The sequence below is a fragment of the Streptomyces sp. NBC_01497 genome, assembly GCF_036250695.1.
Taxonomy (GTDB): domain Bacteria; phylum Actinomycetota; class Actinomycetes; order Streptomycetales; family Streptomycetaceae; genus Streptomyces.
The window spans coordinates 3,806,906-3,826,115 of sequence record NZ_CP109427.1 but is presented as its reverse complement, the minus strand read 5'-3'; the positions used below and the strand labels follow the sequence as shown (position 1 = coordinate 3,826,115).

The 19,210-nt window shown below is 67.3% G+C and carries 10 protein-coding genes and 3 rRNA genes; 7 read left to right on the top strand and 6 right to left on the bottom strand.

The features are described 5' to 3' along the window. Positions 1 to 571: 571 nt before the first annotated feature. From OG310_RS16350 to OG310_RS16335, 4 genes are all read left to right on the top strand, one after another. Positions 572 to 2,096, top strand: a 16S ribosomal RNA gene (locus OG310_RS16350). Between the two features lie 321 nt (positions 2,097 to 2,417). Continuing rightward, positions 2,418 to 5,539: ribosomal RNA gene (locus OG310_RS16345) — 23S ribosomal RNA — on the top strand. Positions 5,540 to 5,619: 80 nt separating this feature from the next. Further along, a 5S ribosomal RNA gene (gene rrf, locus OG310_RS16340) occupies positions 5,620 to 5,736 on the top strand. Together the 16S, 23S and 5S rRNA genes form the textbook arrangement of a ribosomal RNA operon. A gap of 178 nt (positions 5,737 to 5,914) precedes the next feature. Next, a complete protein-coding gene (locus OG310_RS16335; RefSeq protein ID WP_329456620.1) occupies positions 5,915 to 6,466 on the top strand; it encodes a GNAT family N-acetyltransferase in 552 nt (183 codons plus the stop codon). A gap of 14 nt (positions 6,467 to 6,480) precedes the next feature. Here OG310_RS16335 and OG310_RS16330 read toward each other — a convergent pair whose 3' ends face one another. From OG310_RS16330 to OG310_RS16305, 6 genes are all read right to left on the bottom strand, one after another. Continuing rightward, a complete protein-coding gene (locus tag OG310_RS16330) occupies positions 6,481 to 8,073 on the bottom strand; it encodes a type VI secretion protein (protein ID WP_329456619.1) in 1,593 nt (530 codons plus the stop codon). A 5-nt stretch (positions 8,074 to 8,078) separates the two neighbouring features. Further along, positions 8,079 to 9,533: an ATP-binding protein gene (locus OG310_RS16325; RefSeq protein WP_329456618.1), complete on the bottom strand. Its 1,455-nt coding sequence runs from the start codon at positions 9,531 to 9,533 to the stop codon at positions 8,079 to 8,081. A gap of 55 nt (positions 9,534 to 9,588) precedes the next feature. Further along, positions 9,589 to 11,145 carry an SCO6880 family protein gene (locus OG310_RS16320; RefSeq protein WP_329456617.1) on the bottom strand — a complete coding sequence of 519 codons (1,557 nt, stop codon included), beginning with the start codon at positions 11,143 to 11,145 and terminating at the stop codon, positions 9,589 to 9,591. A 6-nt stretch (positions 11,146 to 11,151) separates the two neighbouring features. Continuing rightward, positions 11,152 to 12,474 carry a hypothetical protein gene (locus OG310_RS16315; RefSeq protein ID WP_329460209.1) on the bottom strand — a complete coding sequence of 441 codons (1,323 nt, stop codon included), beginning with the start codon at positions 12,472 to 12,474 and terminating at the stop codon, positions 11,152 to 11,154. Positions 12,475 to 12,736: 262 nt separating this feature from the next. Continuing rightward, the gene (locus OG310_RS16310) at positions 12,737 to 13,579 is read right to left on the bottom strand and encodes a hypothetical protein (RefSeq protein ID WP_329456616.1); all 843 of its coding nucleotides are present in this window, start codon (positions 13,577 to 13,579) and stop codon (positions 12,737 to 12,739) included. 528 nt (positions 13,580 to 14,107) lie between these two features. Beyond that, complete coding sequence (locus OG310_RS16305) at positions 14,108 to 14,416, bottom strand: hypothetical protein (RefSeq protein ID WP_329460208.1); 309 nt, start codon at positions 14,414 to 14,416, stop codon at positions 14,108 to 14,110. A 599-nt stretch (positions 14,417 to 15,015) separates the two neighbouring features. Between OG310_RS16305 and OG310_RS16300 the strand changes: the two genes are divergently transcribed. The 3 genes from OG310_RS16300 to OG310_RS16290 all read left to right on the top strand — a co-directional run bounded on the left by OG310_RS16300 (position 15,016) and on the right by OG310_RS16290 (position 19,001). Next, positions 15,016 to 15,546 (top strand): hypothetical protein, encoded by a 531-nt coding sequence (locus OG310_RS16300; protein ID WP_329456615.1) that lies wholly within the window; start codon positions 15,016 to 15,018, stop codon positions 15,544 to 15,546. Next, a complete protein-coding gene (locus OG310_RS16295; RefSeq protein ID WP_329456614.1) occupies positions 15,543 to 17,357 on the top strand; it encodes an alpha/beta hydrolase in 1,815 nt (604 codons plus the stop codon). The genes OG310_RS16300 and OG310_RS16295 overlap by 4 nt, the downstream gene beginning before the upstream one ends. Positions 17,358 to 17,990: 633 nt before the next feature. After that, positions 17,991 to 19,001 carry an NlpC/P60 family protein gene (locus OG310_RS16290; RefSeq protein WP_329456613.1) on the top strand — a complete coding sequence of 337 codons (1,011 nt, stop codon included), beginning with the start codon at positions 17,991 to 17,993 and terminating at the stop codon, positions 18,999 to 19,001. The last annotated feature ends 209 nt before the right edge of the window (positions 19,002 to 19,210 follow it).

The window sequence follows — 19,210 nt, the reverse complement described above, 5'->3', positions numbered from 1 at the left end:
GGTTCTTCGAGTTGCCACGGAGCCGGACGGTTCCCGGCAACCCTCCCGCCGCTGGAGTAGAAGCGGCAAACCAACACCAGCACGGCCTCCCGAACGGGATGGGTTTTCGGCTTGCCGAAAATTCGTTTGAAAGGACTCGATTAGGAGTCCCCAGGGAGATCCGCTAAGGTTTGGAACGTCGGAACGGCCGAGCGAAAGGGCCGGAAAGACAAAGGCAGGACCCCTTCCGACGGGGAATCGGACGAAACAGAGTCTGATAGAGTCGGAAACGCAGGACAGCGAGACGGAAACACAGCAGGACAAAGAAATACCGGAGGGAAAGCCCGGAGGAGCCCCGGAAGGGAATCCAAAGGAAGCGTCCGTTCCTTGAGAACTCAACAGCGTGCTAAAAGTCAACGCCAGATATGTTGATACCCCGTCCATTATGCCGGGCGATCCGAATCTTCGGATGGTTCCGGTGGACGAGGTTCCTTTGAAGTAACACAACACAGCGAGGACGCTGTGAACCGCAGGGATTATTCCTTCCTGTGGTTCCGCTCCGAGTGGTGTCACCCCGTTTACGGGGAAAGCATTCACGGAGAGTTTGATCCTGGCTCAGGACGAACGCTGGCGGCGTGCTTAACACATGCAAGTCGAACGATGAAGCCTTTCGGGGTGGATTAGTGGCGAACGGGTGAGTAACACGTGGGCAATCTGCCCTGCACTCTGGGACAAGCCCTGGAAACGGGGTCTAATACCGGATATTGACGCACTCCTGCATGGGATGTGCGTGGAAAGCTCCGGCGGTGCAGGATGAGCCCGCGGCCTATCAGCTAGTTGGTGGGGTAATGGCCTACCAAGGCGACGACGGGTAGCCGGCCTGAGAGGGCGACCGGCCACACTGGGACTGAGACACGGCCCAGACTCCTACGGGAGGCAGCAGTGGGGAATATTGCACAATGGGCGAAAGCCTGATGCAGCGACGCCGCGTGAGGGATGACGGCCTTCGGGTTGTAAACCTCTTTCAGCAGGGAAGAAGCGAAAGTGACGGTACCTGCAGAAGAAGCGCCGGCTAACTACGTGCCAGCAGCCGCGGTAATACGTAGGGCGCAAGCGTTGTCCGGAATTATTGGGCGTAAAGAGCTCGTAGGCGGTTTGTCACGTCGGATGTGAAAGCCCGGGGCTTAACCCCGGGTCTGCATTCGATACGGGCAGACTAGAGTGTGGTAGGGGAGATCGGAATTCCTGGTGTAGCGGTGAAATGCGCAGATATCAGGAGGAACACCGGTGGCGAAGGCGGATCTCTGGGCCATTACTGACGCTGAGGAGCGAAAGCGTGGGGAGCGAACAGGATTAGATACCCTGGTAGTCCACGCCGTAAACGTTGGGAACTAGGTGTGGGTCACATTCCACGTGGTCCGCGCCGCAGCTAACGCATTAAGTTCCCCGCCTGGGGAGTACGGCCGCAAGGCTAAAACTCAAAGGAATTGACGGGGGCCCGCACAAGCGGCGGAGCATGTGGCTTAATTCGACGCAACGCGAAGAACCTTACCAAGGCTTGACATACACCGGAAAGCATCAGAGATGGTGCCCCCCTTGTGGTCGGTGTACAGGTGGTGCATGGCTGTCGTCAGCTCGTGTCGTGAGATGTTGGGTTAAGTCCCGCAACGAGCGCAACCCTTGTCCCGTGTTGCCAGCAGGCCCTTGTGGTGCTGGGGACTCACGGGAGACCGCCGGGGTCAACTCGGAGGAAGGTGGGGACGACGTCAAGTCATCATGCCCCTTATGTCTTGGGCTGCACACGTGCTACAATGGCCGGTACAATGAGCTGCGATACCGCGAGGTGGAGCGAATCTCAAAAAGCCGGTCTCAGTTCGGATTGGGGTCTGCAACTCGACCCCATGAAGTCGGAGTCGCTAGTAATCGCAGATCAGCATTGCTGCGGTGAATACGTTCCCGGGCCTTGTACACACCGCCCGTCACGTCACGAAAGTCGGTAACACCCGAAGCCGGTGGCCTAACCCTTGTGGAGGGAGCTGTCGAAGGTGGGACTGGCGATTGGGACGAAGTCGTAACAAGGTAGCCGTACCGGAAGGTGCGGCTGGATCACCTCCTTTCTAAGGAGCATTTCTTACCGGGTCCTTCGGGGTCCGGTCAGAGGCCGGTTCATCAGCGAATGTCTGGTGCCGGTTGCTCAAGGGTGGAACGTTGACTATTCGGCAGGGCCGGTCGGCTGCTGCTGTGAGTACTGCTCCTTCGGGGGCGTGGAAAGCAGTGGGTGGTGGGCTGGGTTTGTCGGGCACGCTGTTGGGTGTCTGAGGGCATGGGCGAAAGCTTGGTGTCTTCGGGTTGCCGGCCCCAGTGAACTCGCCTGTTTGGGTGGGGTGATGGGTGGCTGGTCGTTGTTTGAGAACTGCACAGTGGACGCGAGCATCTGTGGCCAAGTTTTTAAGGGCGCACGGTGGATGCCTTGGTACCAGGAACCGATGAAGGACGTGGGAGGCCGCGATAGGCCCCGGGGAGCTGTCAACCGAGCTTTGATCCGGGGGTGTCCGAATGGGGAAACCCGGCAGTCGTCATGGGCTGTCACCCGCACCTGAACTCATAGGGTGTGTGGAGGGAACGAGGGGAAGTGAAACATCTCAGTACCCTCAGGAAGAGAAAACAATAGTGATTCCGGGAGTAGCGGCGAGCGAAACTGGATCAGGCTAAACCGTTCACGTGTGATACCCGGCAGGGGTTGCGTGGGCGGGGTCGTGGGAGTGGACTTTCATTGTCTGCCGGCAGTGAGGCGAGTCAGAAACCGTATGGATAGGCGAAGGGCATGCGAAAGGCCCGGCGTAGAGGGTAAGACCCCCGTAGCTGAAATCTGTACGGCTCGTTTGTTTATTTCCCAAGTAGCACGGGCCTCGAGAAATCCTGTGTGAATCTGGCGGGACCACCCGCTAAGCCTAAATATTCCCTGGTGACCGATAGCGGATAGTACCGTGAGGGAATGGTGAAAAGTACCGCGGGAGCGGAGTGAAATAGTACCTGAAACCGTGTGCCTACAAGCCGTGGGAGCGTCGCATGCAAGCTTGCTTGCATGTCGTGACTGCGTGCCTTTTGAAGAATGAGCCTGCGAGTTTGCGGTGTGTTGCGAGGTTAACCCGTGTGGGGGAGCCGTAGCGAAAGCGAGTCCGAATAGGGCGATTTAGTAGCGCGCTCAAGACCCGAAGCGGAGTGATCTAGCCATGGGCAGGTTGAAGCGGCTGTAAGAGGTCGTGGAGGACCGAACCCACCAGGGTTGAAAACCTGGGGGATGACCTGTGGTTAGGGGTGAAAGGCCAATCAAACTCCGTGATAGCTGGTTCTCCCCGAAATGCATTTAGGTGCAGCGTCGTGTGTTTCTTACCGGAGGTAGAGCACTGGATAGGCGATGGGCCTTACCGGGTTACTGACCTTAGCCAAACTCCGAATGCCGGTAAGTGAGAGCACGGCAGTGAGACTGTGGGGGATAAGCTCCATGGTCGAGAGGGAAACAGCCCAGAGCATCGACTAAGGCCCCTAAGCGTGCGCTAAGTGGGAAAGGATGTGGAGTCGCAGAGACAACCAGGAGGTTGGCTTAGAAGCAGCCACCCTTGAAAGAGTGCGTAATAGCTCACTGGTCTAGTGATTCCGCGCCGACAATGTAGCGGGGCTCAAGCGTACCGCCGAAGTCGTGTCAATCCAGCGTATAGCCCCAACGGGTGCTGGGTTGGGTAGGGGAGCGTCGTGTGCCGGGTGAAGCCGCGCCGGAAGGCAGTGGTGGACGGTTCACGAGTGAGAATGCAGGCATGAGTAGCGATTCACACGTGAGAAACGTGTGCGCCGATTGACTAAGGGTTCCTGGGTCAAGCTGATCTGCCCAGGGTAAGTCGGGACCTAAGGCGAGGCCGACAGGCGTAGTCGATGGATAACCGGTTGATATTCCGGTACCCGCTGTAGAGCGTCCAGTATCGAATCCTCTGATGCTAAGGCCGTGAAGCCGCCCTGATCTCTTCGGAGTTGAGGGGAGTGGTGGAGCCGCCGGTCCAAGGTGGTAGTAGGTAAGTGATGGGGTGACACAGGAAGGTAGTCCATCCCGGGCGGTGGTTGTCCCGGGGTAAGGGTGTAGGACGTGTGGTAGGTAAATCCGCCATGCATGTGTCTGAGACCTGATGCCGAGCCGATTGTGGTGAAGTGGATGATCCTATGCTGTCGAGAAAAGCCTCTAGCGAGTTTTATGGCGGCCCGTACCCTAAACCGACTCAGGTGGTCTGGTAGAGAATACCGAGGCGTTCGGGTGAACTATGGTTAAGGAACTCGGCAAAATGCCCCCGTAACTTCGGGAGAAGGGGGGCCATTCTTGGTGATCTGTCTTGCACAGTGAGCTGGGGGTGGCCGCAGAGACCAGCGAGAAGCGACTGTTTACTAAAAACACAGGTCCGTGCGAAGCCGTAAGGCGATGTATACGGACTGACGCCTGCCCGGTGCTGGAACGTTAAGGGGACCGGTTAGTCACATTTCGGTGTGGCGAAGCTGAGAACTTAAGCGCCAGTAAACGGCGGTGGTAACTATAACCATCCTAAGGTAGCGAAATTCCTTGTCGGGTAAGTTCCGACCTGCACGAATGGCGTAACGACTTCTCGACTGTCTCGACCATAGGCCCGGTGAAATTGCAGTACGAGTAAAGATGCTCGTTTCGCGCAGCAGGACGGAAAGACCCCGGGACCTTTACTATAGTTTGATATTGGTGTTCGGTTCGGCTTGTGTAGGATAGGTGGGAGACTGTGAAGCTTGGACGCCAGTTCAGGTGGAGTCATTGTTGAAATACCACTCTGGTCGTGCTGGATGTCTAACCTGGGTCCGTGATCCGGATCAGGGACAGTGTCTGATGGGTAGTTTAACTGGGGCGGTTGCCTCCCAAAGGGTAACGGAGGCGCCCAAAGGTTCCCTCAGCCTGGTTGGTAATCAGGTGGTGAGTGTAAGTGCACAAGGGAGCTTGACTGTGAGACTGACGGGTCGAGCAGGGACGAAAGTCGGGACTAGTGATCCGGCGGTGGCTTGTGGAAGCGCCGTCGCTCAACGGATAAAAGGTACCCCGGGGATAACAGGCTGATCTTCCCCAAGAGTCCATATCGACGGGATGGTTTGGCACCTCGATGTCGGCTCGTCGCATCCTGGGGCTGGAGTCGGTCCCAAGGGTTGGGCTGTTCGCCCATTAAAGCGGTACGCGAGCTGGGTTTAGAACGTCGTGAGACAGTTCGGTCCCTATCCGCTGCGCGCGCAGGAGTCTTGAGAAGGGCTGTCCCTAGTACGAGAGGACCGGGACGGACGAACCTCTGGTGTGCCAGTTGTCCTGCCAAGGGCATGGCTGGTTGGCTACGTTCGGGAGGGATAACCGCTGAAAGCATCTAAGCGGGAAGCCTGCTTCGAGATGAGGACTCCCACCCACTTGATGGGGTAAGGCTCCCAGTAGACGACTGGGTTGATAGGCCGGAGATGGAAGCCAGGTGACTGGTGGAGTTGACCGGTACTAATAGGCCGAGGGCTTGTCCATAGATGCTCGCGTCCACTGTGTTGGTTCTGAAACCACGAACAGCTGTGTTTATTCCGGTTGTGTTGATTGTTTCATAGTGTTTCGGTGGTTATAGCGTAGGGGAAACGCCCGGTTACATTCCGAACCCGGAAGCTAAGCCTTACCGCGCCGATGGTACTGCAGGGGGGACCCTGTGGGAGAGTAGGTCGCTGCCGAACAATTTTTAAATGGGGAAGGGCCCGCACATGGTGCGGGCCCTTTTCGCGTTCCCGGACCCTTTTTCACGTCCTCTTTCCCTCCGCCCCCTTCCTCTTTTCTGCTCCGTCCCGCCTCGTGCGGGTCGGGCGGTCCTTAATCTCCTTGCGGGCGGTGGGCGAGGCATGGACCATCGGGAACATGAGCAGCCCCGACCATGTGATCCGCGCCGTGCGCCCCGACGAGTGGCGGCAGGCCAGGGAACTCCGCCTGCTCGGTCTCCAGGACCCCGCGGCTCCCGTCGCGTTCCTGGAGAGCTACGAGGCGTCCCTGGCGCAGCCGGACTCCTTCTGGCAGCAGCGAGTGGCGGAGCGGGGCGGGCAGGTGCGCCAGTTCGTCGCCGAAGCCCCCGGGGAGAGCTGGTGGGGATCGGTGACGGTGCTGGTCGAGGAGGCCGGCAGTCTCGATTTCATGGACACCCTGGTGCAGCGGCGACAGGGGCACGTCGTCGGCGTGTTCGTACGGCCCGAGTACCGGGGGACCGGGCTGATCGGGGAGCTGATGGCGGCCGGACTCGCCTGGGCGTGGGAGCAGAGCCCGCCGCTGGCGCGGGTACGTCTCTGCGTCCACGAGGGGAATCCGCGGGCCCGGGCCGCGTACCGCAGGCTCGGATTCACGCGGACCGGGCTCGTCCTCCCCTTCGCGACGGACACCTCGGCCAAGGAGTACGAGATGGCCGTCGCCCGGCCCTGAGGGGCAGGTGGGGGCTACTGCGCGTCGGCGAAGGTGTGGCGGGGCCAGCGGGCACGGCCCTGTTCGCGGGAGCGCAGGAGTGCCAGCGGGGGCAGTCCCTGGGCGCGGCCCGTGGCCAGCAAATCCGGCAGCATCGGCAAGGGTGCGACCGCCGCGACGTCGTCGAGGACGAGGGACATTGGTGGGTCGAGCCGGCCGTCAGGTGACCTGGCGGCCATGCGGCGGCCGTGCTCGACCACGTGCGAGGCGAGCGCCGTGAGCAGTGGCATCGCGCCGGGGTGTTGGCGGGGATCCTCGATGGGCTCACCCACTACGTACAGTGTCCCCCCCTCCGCGGTGAACGACCCCAGTGAGACGGCATCAGTTCGGTTGTGTGTCACGGCGTCGCGGATGTGCACCGAGGACAGCGAGGACAGGGCGCGTGCCGTCAACTGCAGCGCTGCCTCCCGGCGTTCCGGGTGTGCGGTGAGGGCGCTCTCCAGGAGTCCGGCCAGGCCGGGCGCCGCCTTGGGGTGGGTGCGCAGGACCCGCACGGCGTCCTGCGCGGCGGCGCCCTGGGCCCAGCGGTGGACCTGGCGGAAGGGGCGGCCGTCCACGGCGGCGGCGTGCAGCCAGCACCGCAGGAGCGTTTCGGCGGTGTCCGCGGTTGCGGCGTCGAGCGCCGCGTGCGGGCGTACGGGGGCCAGGAGGGCGAGGGCGCGGTCCGCGGCGGACGCCGGGTCCTCGCAGCCGGTGGTGGGCGACCAGCGGAGCCGGGCCGGGGTGTCGCAGAGGTGGCCCGGGTCGTAGACGAGGACGGGTCCGAGTTTGGCCCGGGCGTCCTTCGTCTCGCTCCAGATCGCGGGGTCCGAGGTGACGACGAGGACGGGGCCCGCGGCGTCCCTGATCGCGGCGACGGCCGCGGGCCTGCGGGAGGCGATGTCCCCGTAGTGGACCTGCTGCGGGGCGCGTTGCGTCGGCAGCGGGACGGCGGGGACGGCCGGGATGTGGTGCGCGGCGGGAGCGCCGGCGGTGTCGGGTGCGGGCGGGACGGCGCCGGCGCCCCGCGTGGGGGGCGGCGGGGCTCCGGGCGCGGACTGGTGCGGGGGCTCGGGACGGGGGTGCAGAGTGGCCGGGTGGGGCGGGGAGGCGGTGGGCGCCGCTTCGGGGGCCGGGGCCTGGACGGCGGGCTGTTCGAGGTCGTGGGCGCGTGCCCGGGCTTCCCGGCGGGCACGTTCGCGGCGGGTGGCCCGTACCGCACGCCATCGGGTCACCGTGCCCAGGACGAAGACCGCCAGCACGGTCAGCACCATCAGCTGGCTGATCAGCAGGCCCCAGAACAGGCCGTATCCGGAGAGCTGGCGCGGCGGTGTGTCCGGCCACGCGCCCGGCAGGTCGTGGGGGTGGGTGACGAGAGCCCGTATGGCGGACGGTGTGCGGGTGAAGGTCAGGCCGTCGGGCCAGGAGCCGTGGGTGAGCAGGCCGCCGAGGCCCGTCGCCGTCCAGGCCAGGACCGCGAGTCCCAGGAGGAACGCGATGAGTCCCAGCAGCATGCCGTCGGGGATCCCGCCCTGACGTCCGCCGGTCCGTGGGCGTCCGCCGCCGTCGCGGCCGTCTTCGTGTCCCATGGGCCTCACGCCACCGTCGACTCGGAGGACTCGTTGAGCCGGCGTTGGTGTTCCAGGTGGGCGGCGCGCTGTTCCGTCTCCCACTCGGCGGCCCGGATGTCCTCGGGCAGCGAGTCGCCGCCCAGCGGGTCGAGGTCGTCGGAGAGGTCGGGGGCCGCCGAGGCCTCCGTCATGGCGCGGTCGGTGAAGACCAGGGGCCGTTCCGCCTCGGTGACGAGGTGTTTCACGACCTGCACGTTGCCGTTGACGTCCCACACGGCGATGCCGGGGGTGAGGGTCGGGATGATCTCGACGGCCCAGCGGGGCAGGCCGAGGACGCGGCCGGTGGCGCGTGCCTCGTCGGCTTTCTGTGCGTAGATCGTACGGGTGGAGGCCATCTTCAGGATGGCCGCGGCCTCTTTCGCCGCGGCGCCGTCCACGACGTCGGAGAGGTGGTGCACGACGGCGACGAAGGACAGGCCGAGGCGCCGGCCGAACTTCAGCAGGCGCTGGAACAGCTGCGCCACGAAGGGGCTGTTGATGATGTGCCAGGCCTCCTCCACCAGGAAGATCCGCTTCTTGCGGTCCGGGCGGATCCAGGTGTGCTCCAGCCAGACGCCGACGATCGCCATCAGGATCGGCATCGCGATCGAGTTGCGGTCGATGTGCGAGAGGTCGAAGACGATCAGGGGCGAGTCGAGGTCGATGCCGATGCTGGTGGGGCCGTCGAACATGCCGCGCAGGTCGCCGTCGACGAGGCGGTCGAGGACCAGCGCGACGTCGAGGCCCCAGGCCCGTACATCGTCTATGTCGACGTTCATGGCCTCCGCGGACTCGGGCTTCGGGTGGCGCAGCTGGTCGACGATGTCCATCAGCACGGGCTGACGCTCGGTGATGGTCTCGTTGACGTAGGCGTGGGCGACCTTGAGGGCGAAGCCGGACCGCTCGTCGAGGCTGTGCCCCATGGCGACCTCGATGATGGTGCGCAGCAGCGCCAGCTGTCCCGTGGTGGTGATGGCGGGGTCGAGGGGGTTGAGGCGGATGCCCGCGTCCAGGGCCGCCATCGCGTCGAGCCGGATGGGGGTTATCCCCAGCTCCTGCGCGATGAGGTTCCACTCGCCCGCGCCGTCCTCGCCCTGGGCGTCGAGGACGACGACCTGCCGGTCCCGGAAGCGCAGCTGACGCAGGACGTACGTCTTCTCCAGGGCGGACTTGCCGTTTCCGGACTCGCCGAGGACCAGCCAGTGCGGGGCGGGCAGCTGCTGCCCGTACAGCTGGAAGGGGTCGTAGATGTAGCCCTTGCCGCTGTAGACCTCGCGGCCGATGATGACGCCGCTGTCGCCGAGGCCGGGGGCGGCCGTCGGCAGGTAGACGGCCTGGGCCTGGCCCGTCGAGGTGCGCACGGGCAGCCGGGTGGTCTCCACGGCTCCGAACAGGAAGCTGGTGAACGCGTCCGTGACGATGGACAGCGGATCTTTCATCGCGGACCCCTTTCGGCTCGTCGGTGGGCGTGGAGGTCGGTGGAGGTGGTGGTGGTCACCGGCGGATGCCGGTGGCGAACGGCAGGGTGTTGACGAAGGCCCGGTGGTGCTCGCGGTCGCACCACTCCAGCTTGAGGTACGACTTGCCGGCGGATGCCCGGATCGTCCGCTTGTCCCGGGCGAGGGCCTCGGGCGATCGGGAGGACACCGTGATGTACCCGACGAGGTTGACGCCCGCAGCACCGCTGGCGAGGTCTTCACCCCGCTGGTCCAGTCGGCCGTGCGCGGCGATGTCGCGGGGGTCGACCGTGCGGTTCATCTTCGCGGCGCGGCTCGCCTCGGCCTCGTCGTTGGTCTTCTCGGTGAGCATGCGCTCGATGGCGATCTCGGTGGGCTCCAGGTCCATCGTGACGGCGACCGTGCGGATCACGTCGGGGGTGTGGACGAGCAGCGGGGCGAGGAAGTTCACGCCGACGGGCGTCATCGGCCACTCCTTGACCCAGGCGGTGGCGTGGCACCAGGGGGCACGGGTCGTCGACTCGCGGGTCTTGGCCTTGAGGTAGGTCGGTTCGACGGCGTCGAGCTCGGCGGGCCAGGCGTTTCGTTTCGTCATGGCCTGGATGTGGTCAATGGCGTGGTCGGGGTCGTACATGGAGTGCACGAGTGACGAGAGGCGGGCCTGGCCGAGGGGCTGACGGACCCGGATGTCGGCCTCCGCGAGGCGGGCGCAGATGTCGGTGAGCTCGCGGGCCATGACGACGGCGAGGCCCGCGTCGCGGTCGAGGCGGCGGCCCGAGCCGGCGGTCTGGCGGGCGGCGCGCGCCATGGTCTGTGCTTCGGCGGCCAGTTCGCGGTTGAAGGGCATGCAGGCGACGAGGTACGCGCGGTGCTGCTCGCTGGAGGTCGAGACCATCGACTGGAGCTGGTCGTAGGAGTCCTGCAGCCAGTGGGGGGAGTTCGCGTCGCCGCGCTGCGCGACGTCCTTGGCGTGGGCGTCGGGGTCGGCGGGCAGGGTGCGGGCGAGCATCTGCAGGCGGGTCACGTAGCCGTCGCCGTTGGCGACGTGCTTGAGGAGCGTGCCGAAACGGTCGACGAGGGCCTCCTGGTCCTCGCTGTCGCGCAGGCCGACGCCCGGGCCCTCGATCTCGATCGCGGCGGTCACCGTACGGCGGTCGGCGTGCAGGAGCACGGCGATCTCGTCCGGGCCGAACGGCGCGGCGAGCCAGCTGACGTGGCCGATGCCGGGCGGCGGGCCGATCTCCACCTCGCGGCCGTCCGCGGACGTGCCGGCCTCCATGACGGAGGAGCGGTAGGTCGTGCCGCGCCGCAGGATGCGCTTGTAACTGCGGTTGATCTCGAACCACTTGTAGAAGGTGCGGTGCTTGTACGGCACGTACACCGCGGCGAGCGCCAGCATGGGGAAGCCCATGAGGAACACGATCCGCAGGGACAACACGGGCACGATGAGGCCGCTCATCATGCCGAGGAAGGCGCCGGCGATGATCAGGGCGATCTCGCCGGTCTCCCGGTTCTTGCCGACGATCGCGTTCGGCCGGGCCCGGCCGACGAGATACGTGCGGCGGGGCGCGATCGGGTGGGACTGGGTCGTCAACGCCCTCTACCTCCTGCTGTCGGTGCCTGAGCCGCCGGAGCCGCCGCGCGGGCCGCCGCCCGTGGAGCGGGAACCGTGCGGTGTTCCGCTGGTCGGACTGGTGCGGGGCGGGGGTGCGGCGGAGGGAACATGTCCGCCGCCTGCCCCGCCCCCGGACGGGCGGGAGCTGTGGGCGGCGACGCCGCCGCTCACCGGGTTGGCGGGGCGTGCGCCGCCTCCGCCTCCGCCGCCCTCGCCGCCGCCGCCCTGCTGGGGCGCGCGCGCCGAGTGGGTCTTGATGCCCTGGGCGACGAGGTTCGCGGGCGAGGAGAGGACGGCGGCGGCCTGGGCGCCGTCCGTGGCCTGCTTGCGGCCCGCGCGGGAGGAGGAGATCTCGTCGCCGAAGCCGGGGACGAAGCGGTAGATCATGGCGGAGGCGAAGATCGCGAGCAGGATGATGGCGAGGCCGGAGACGACGGCGGAGAACGCGTCAGGACCGCTGTCGCCTGAGAGGGCGCCCGCGAGGCTCAGGACGACGACGATCACGGGTTTCACCATGATCACGGCGATCATGATGCCGGCCCAGCGGCGGACGTGGCCCCACATGTTCTTGTCGACGAGGCCCGCGTAGACGACCGTGCCGAGGAGCGCGCCGACGTAGAGGAGGGCGGCCCTTATGACGAGTTCGAGCCACAGGACGCCGGCCGCGAGGATCGACACGAGGGAGACGACGATCAGCATGATCGGGCCGCCGCCGATGTCGTTGCCCTTCTTCAGGGCGTCCGAGAAGCCGCCGAAGAAGACGTCGGTCTGGCCGCCCGTGGTCTTAGAGATGACGTCGGTGACGCTGTCCACGGCCGAGACGACCGTGTAGAGGATCAGCGGGGTGAAGGCGGAGGCCAGGACGGTCAGCCAGAGGAAGCCGATGGCCTCGGAGATCGCGGTGGACAGCGGTACTCCGCGCACCGCGCGCTTCGCGACCGCGAGCAGCCACAGGACGAGCGTGAGAATGGTGGAGGCGGCGAAGACGACGGCGTACTGACGCAGGAACGACGCGTTCGTGAAGTCGACGTTCGCGGTCTCCTTCACGGCGCTGGACAGCTTCCCGATGGTCCAGGCGGCGGCGTCGGCGCAGCCGCGGCCGAGGGAGGACAGCGGGTCGAGGGCGTCGGTGCCGGGGAGGCTGCCGGGGGCGCCGACGCCGGTGCTGCCCTTGTCGCAGAGGTCGCTGATGGGGCCGGGGACCGAGGTGCTGCATTTGTCGCTCGGCGACGCCGATGGCGAGGGCGCCGCGGCGGCGCGGGCGGCGAACAGGAACAGCGACGCCTGGACGCCGGCCAGCGCGGTCAGGACGGAACGCGGCCTGAGGACCCGGCGGCGGGGGGAGGGCGCCCGGGGCGTGTCGGACGTCGGTACGGACGCGGTCGGCACGGCGCGTCCCGCCCCGGTGCGGTCCGCCAGGGTGCGGTCCGGTTCGGCCTGCGGCGCGGCACTCGCCGACCCGGGGGCGTGGACGTGCGCCGGCAGGGACGGGTGCCGCCCGCGGTGATGGGCCCGTCGGGGGCGGTGGGCCGGCCCTGGTGGGCTGGTGAGGCAGTTCGCCGGGCTCGGGCTACCTTGCATACGTGAAGCCTCCGAACTGCTGGACAGCCTTGGTGATCTGATCCGCCGTGGATGCCGCGTCGTCGCCGGGGACGGGCGCCGGGCCGTTCTTCTGCGCGTACGCCACGGCCTTCCAGTCGTTGCCCACCCAGCGCAGATCGAAGGTGGCCGTCTTCCAGGTCGTGGCGACCGGGTTCTTGGAGTCCGTGCCCGCCATGCCGACCAGGCCCGTGTACCAGACGCTGATCTTGGCGGCGCCCGTGCTGTAGCTCTCGACCTGGGTGCCGACCGGGATGGTGCGGGAGACGAAGGTGCTGCCCTGGGGGGCGTCGCCGGCCGCGTCCAGGCCGAGTTGGCCGAGGAAGTCGGCGGAGTACGCCGCGTCCAGGCTGCTGGTGAGCCGGGTGGCGGCGGACGGGGTGTAGATCGTGTCGATGATCGCGTGGCGCAGGTCCGTGTGGAACATGCCGTCGGAGCCGAGCGCCACCGCGTAGTTGGCCGCGGCGCTGGCCGCGCCCTGCTGGTCGTCGGCAAAGCCCGCCGGGATCCCCGTACCGGGGCCCGAGGCGCCCTTGACCGGTTTTACGCCGCTGGGCGCCGTGGGGTCGGCCGTCGCGCCGGTGCCCGTCCCGTGCTTGTTCCCTTCGGACGCGGAGTCGTGGCTTCCGCCGCCCCGGTTCGCGAAGGCGATCGCCGCGATGAGCAGGACCACGACGCCGACGACCGTCATGAGGGAACGGGACGCCCTGACAGGGCGGCGCGCGCCCCCGTAGCCGTCGCCGTCACCCTCGGGCAGGCGGGTGCGTGTCTGCCCGGGGTCGCCGTTGTAGTCGTGATCGTCACCGAAGCTCATTGCCAGTCCCCTTCACCGTGCGCGCTGACGCGTACGCCACGTACGACGGTAGCCCCGCTTGCCGCCGCCCGGGGGTGGCCTCGTGACCCGGTGTCAGACACATCGTTAACGCGGCTCGTGATCGCGATCGCGAAGGCGGGTGCGAGGTCGCGGGCGTGAGCGGGGCCGCCTGTGCCGTCGCGTGCGAGGCCGCGTACGAGGTCGCTTGTGGAGCCGGGCGCGGAGGCGTCGCCGGGGGCGGTGGTGGCATCAGCGGGCGGGACATCGTAGGGGCGCATCCTCAGCCGGTGGGCGCGACGGACAGGTGGTGGTGCGGGGCGGCGGGCCGGACGCCCGGGCGGTGCGGACCGGCCGGCGGGGCGGGCGGTCGTCCGGATGCCGGTCCGGCGTCGGACCGGCATCGGCCGGACTGCCCGTCGGCCCGGGGCCTGACGTGCGGTCCGGTGCGGTCGGTCCTCGGGTACGGGGACATGGCAGGTGCGGCGTACGGGAGGCCGGGCGCGTGGACCTGTCGCGGTCCGCGAGCCCTCAGACCGCCATGCCGTACACGATCGTGAACAGGGTGCCGAGCGAACCGATGATGAACACCCCGGTCAGTCCCGCGACGATCAGGCCCTTGCCCTGTTCCGCGCTGAACGTGTCCCGAAGTGCCGTCGCGCCGATGCGCTGTTTGGCAGCACCCCAGATCGCGATACCGAGGCAGAGGAGGATGGCCACCGCCATCACCACCTCGACCATGACCTTGGCCTCGCTGCCCAAGGTCGAGAAAGGGCCCCAGTTGGGGGCGATGCCACCGATAATGGTGTCGATGTCGCCCTTGTCGGCCGCCAGGTACATGTAACTCACCGCCCCTGTTGGGTCTTTCGCTGCCCGCGCCCCCACGGCACGGGTCAGGTTCAATCATCGCTGATGGAACCCGTCCCGTACGCCGGTTGGCGGCTCTCTTTACCCGATCCCCGCACATATGACCGATGGTGTTGCCCTGACCTGGCGCGCAGCGGCACGCGCGGGGTGTCGGATCGTAACTCTGTGTATCACGGTGCGTGACTCCGGGCAATGACTGTCGTTGGTGCACCTCGACGCAGAAGCGGGCGGTCTGCCGCACGGCGGGCGCGGGCCCGCCCCGAACCGGAGCGCCCACGCCGCCTTCGGCCCGTCAGGAGGCGCACGGGCGCGTGCGCCTGACGCGCCGGGTCCACCGTGCGGGTGAAGCCGGACGTGGATGGCGAGGGGCCGGAAGGCGACGGCGCGGCCGGCCGGGCGGGCGCCGAAGTGCGGTGGCCACCGGGGGATCGCCGGCGGCCGGCCGGTCCGGGAGGCCCGTGTACGCCCTCTGCGCCCCCTTTGCTCCCCCGGGGTGGTGATGACCTCTTTTTGGCAGAGTGCGCACTTCCGCTTTGCCGAGGGGCGGCGAAGCGCCGTTCGGGTGGGTGCTGATGACGGACCGTTCGGCCGCGTATTCGGCCACATGGCAACAACTGTTCGACGTGACGGGATCGGTGGGGCGCGGCGCCCTCACGCCCGGCGCGTGGCGCGGGGCGGGCGGGCGGCGGCTCGCGCACAGCGACGAGGCCTGGACGAACGCGGCGGCAGCGCTGCGGGAGGTGGGCGCTGAGCTGGGCCGGGTGGACGCGGACTTCGCCGAGTCGCACGCCGGCCTCGCCCCGGCGACCACCGGTCTGTCGGCGGCCGGGGTGCTGGCGGCCCTCCGCACGAGCTGGCAGGAGCGCTTCGGCGCGGCGGTCGTCGAGTGCGGGACGCTCGCGGAGGCGCTGGTGGCCGTGGCCGAGGCGCAGGGCGCCCGCGAGGCGGCGGTGCGGACGTCGTTCGCGGGGCCTGGTGCGGGTGCGGGTGGTGCCTCCGGCCGTGGTGGTGCGGGTGGTGGCGGTGGCTCTGGTGCGGCTGCGCTTGGGGTAGCGATTGCCGGGGCCGGCGCGCGTACCGGTACGAGCGGCGGGGCGTCGTGACCGCAGTCCTGGACGAGCGCGGGCCCCTTGCCGCCGGGGACACCCTGACCTGGGGACGGCTGCGGGACCTGCGGTGCGGCGAACTGGAGGACGCGGCGGACGGCTGGGCCCGCGCCTCGCACCGCGCGGACGCCGCGCGCGACCGCCTCGACAAACACGTCCTTGTGGGGATCACCGAGTCGCAGGAGAGCGAGGCCGCTCGGGCGGCGGTCCGCAGACTGCGCACCCTGAGCCGGGACTTCGCCTACGTCTGTGTCGAGTCCGGCCTCGTACGGACGGCGCTGCGCGGACTCGCGACGGACCTGAAGGGGGCACAGCGGGCACTGCGCGACGCGCTCGACGCGGCGGAGACCTTACGGTTCACCGTCCACCCCGACGGCTCCGTCTCCTACCCGCCCGCGCCGTCGAGCGGCGAGACGCTGATGGGCGGTGACGACGGCAGCGAACTGATGGCCGGCGGCCGCGCGGCGGGCTCCGGCCTCCTGCAGTCGGCGACCACGGCCCACGGGCTGCGGGCACCCAACCCGGGCGCCGCACGCGCCCAGGAGATCGCGGACGAGATCGTCCGCGCCGTCGGCGAGGCCCGCGCCGCCGACGCGCGGTACACGGCCGAGCTGAAGGGCCTGATGGCCGGCCGGGCGGCCGGGGACGCCGACGGCGTCGTCGTGAGCGGCGCGATGTGGCGGGACGCCGTGGCCGACCTGCGGCAAGCGGTACCGGCCGACGCGGAACCGGCGGCGTACAAGACCTGGTGGGACGGGCTCTCCCCGGAGCTGCGGGACGCGTACGTGGCGAGCTGCCCCGAGCTCGTCGGCAACCTGGACGGAATTCCCGCCGCCGTACGTGACCGGGCCAACCGGACCAACCTGACCGCGCTCATCGGCGAACTGCGGCACCACGACGACGAGACGTCCCGTACGAGGCTCGCGGGGCTGCTGCGCATCAAAGAGCAACTGGACGCGGGTGGCCACCCGCGGCCGTTCCTGCTGGGGATCGGGAACGAGGGCAACGGCCGGGCCATCGTGTCGTTCGGAAACCCGGACACGGCGCGGAACGTCTCGGCGTACGTACCGGGGCTCGGGACCTCGCTCGACGCGGACTTCGCGAACGGGGATTTGAAGAGGGCGAGGGACGTGGCGCTCGGCGTCAGCAAACTGACGGGTGCATCGGTCGCCTCAGTCGCGTGGCTGGGTTACGACGCGCCTCAAGGTGCGGGAGTGATGGGTACAGGCGCGGCTGAAGCTGGTGGGGTGGCCTACAACCGCTTCATGAGTGGTCTGGTTGCGACGAACGAGCACGAGGATCCGCATCTGACTGCCATCGGCCATTCGTACGGATCTCGCACGGTCGGTGCTGCCGCACAGCATCCCGGGGGCATCCCTGGCGCGGACGACATCGTGCTGGTGGGTAGCCCGGGAGTGGGCGTCGACCGGGCGGAGGACCTTGGAGTGGGAAAGGACCACGTGTTTGTGGGAGCCGCGAAGAACGACTTCGTGACGAAACTGCCGTCGCCGCGAGAGGTGGAGGCCGGCTCGGCAGGCTTCCTGGTCGGCGGCGAGAAGGGCGCGAGGATCGCCGGTGCTCTGGCGGACCGGCGGGACGATGAACTCTGGTTCGGACGGGATCCGGCGAGCAGGGCGTTCGGAGCGCGCAGATTCGTTGTCCCTGACGGGCCACCAGCGTTTTCCAACGGTGTGGTTCCGGCTCACTCGGCCTACTTCGATCGTGGAAACGGCGTCTCGTCGGGCGACAGCATCGCGTTGATCGTGGCGGGGAAACCCGATCAACTCAAGATCGCGGAACCCCGGTGAGGCGATGCGGACGGCTGCTGCCTGCCGTGGCCGTGGTTGTGGCAGCACTCAGTGGCTGCGGCGGGAATGTGCACAACGGAGCGCTTGGGAGTGAATCCAAAATGGATATGCAAGGTGCTGCCGAACATGCGGACTCCATGCTCGACGGGACGCTACGAGCGATCAAGCCTGAAGTGGCTTGGGCCCACGGTGTTACGACTTCGGGTACCTGTGATGTGTCGCGGCGACGCGTGGTGATGACGCAAATCTCTGAACAGAGGCGCGGGGCTTTCTTGGGTGTGGTCGATCGGTACTGGCGCTCTGCCGGGTACAAGATTACGGCGGTGAACAGGAGTAAGACGTTTCCCGCGATCTATGCGTATTCTCCCGATGGTTTCGAACTCGGTCTCTCTATTGGTTACAAGGGCCAGGCCTTCCTTGAGGCTGCCACGCCCTGCGTAAGACAGTCCGATGTGGCTGCACCGGCCACTCCCGCCAACGCGCCGCGCCCCGAGTGGCCAATCCCGAGGCCCGACACGTACGACGAGTTCTGGTCATCCACCAGCGCTCTTCCGTCGTCCTCCGCCTCCCCCCTCTGATCACGGCTCAGCCCGCCTACACTGACTCCGGGCCGCTGGAGAGGGGTGTCTGACTGTGCGTAAGGCTTGGTTGGTCGGCGGCGCGGTCGGGGGGTGCGGGGCCGGGTTCGTCGGGTTGCTCGTGGTGGGGACCTTCGTGGCCTCGTCCTCGATCTCGGGGGGCGCGAGTGCTGCCGTCGGGCTGGCGGCGGGAGCGGTGCCGGCCGCGTACGCGCCTCTCGTGGAGCGCTTCGGCAATTCCTGTTCCGCCATCAGCGAGCCTCTCCTGGCGGCGCAGCTCTATCAGGAAAGTGGCTGGAATCCGACGGCCAGGAGCCCTGCGAACGCTTTCGGCATGGCGCAGTTCCTGATGTCGACGTGGGCCGCGCACGGGGTCGACGGTGACGGCGACGGCGACCGGGACATCTTCGACCCGGCGGACGCGATCGCGTCGGCCGCCGCGTACGACTGCGAGCTGGCGAAGAACGTCAGCCATGTGCCGGGCGACGTGACGGCCAACATGCTGGCGGCGTACAACGCCGGTACGTATGCCGTCATCAAGAACAACGGTGTGCCTCCGTACAAGGAGACGCAGAACTACGTCGAGCGCATCACGACGCTCGCCAAGAGCTTCGCGAAGCCGGTCGGGCGGGTCGCGCCGACCGCGCAGGCGGCGGGGGCGATCAATTTCGCGCAGGGCAAGCTGGGTCTGCCGTATCTGTGGGGCGGAAACGGTACGGCCGAGCAGGGTGGTCGGTTCGACTGCTCCGGACTGACGCAGGCCGCGTACCGCAGTGTGGGGGTGGAGCTGCCGCGTGTCGCGAACGATCAGTACAACGCGGGTCCGCATCCGTCGCGGAACGAGCTGCTCCCTGGTGACCTGGTCTTCTTCTCCAACGACCTGAACGACTCCCGGGCCATTCACCACGTCGGGATCTATGTCGGCGGCGGGTACATGATCGACGCGCCGCACACGGGGGCGAAGATCCGGTTCGACAAGATCGACTCTCCGGACTACTTCGGCGCGACCCGGGTCACGCAGGCGGGGGCCGCCTCGCTGCCGACCGATCTCCCCGCGTCCGCGTGAGGGGCGGGTCGGCGGCGGTCCTCACTGTGCGTCAAGTTGAGGCCCTGAGCTGGGGTAATGGGTCACTCTTCGATAACGTCATGGTGATCGTTCGGTGGAGTGCGGAACGTCCGACCCGTGCGGGCCGTTTCCTGGACTGACTGCTCGTCGTGACTGCGCACATGTCATGTGGTCCATGTCATGCGCCGGACGGTGGGACACGGGACACA

Excerpts from the sequence above, each read along its gene's own strand:
- OG310_RS16300 (WP_329456615.1), top strand. The coding sequence starts at position 15,016 with ATGACGGACCGTTCGGCCGCGTATTCGGCCACATGGCAACAACTGTTC.
- OG310_RS16325 (WP_329456618.1), bottom strand. The coding sequence starts at position 9,533 with ATGAAAGATCCGCTGTCCATCGTCACGGACGCGTTCACCAGCTTCCTG.
- OG310_RS16330 (WP_329456619.1), bottom strand. The coding sequence starts at position 8,073 with ATGGGACACGAAGACGGCCGCGACGGCGGCGGACGCCCACGGACCGGC.
- OG310_RS16335 (WP_329456620.1), top strand. The coding sequence starts at position 5,915 with ATGAGCAGCCCCGACCATGTGATCCGCGCCGTGCGCCCCGACGAGTGG.
- OG310_RS16305 (WP_329460208.1), bottom strand. The coding sequence starts at position 14,416 with ATGTACCTGGCGGCCGACAAGGGCGACATCGACACCATTATCGGTGGC.
- OG310_RS16310 (WP_329456616.1), bottom strand. The coding sequence starts at position 13,579 with ATGAGCTTCGGTGACGATCACGACTACAACGGCGACCCCGGGCAGACA.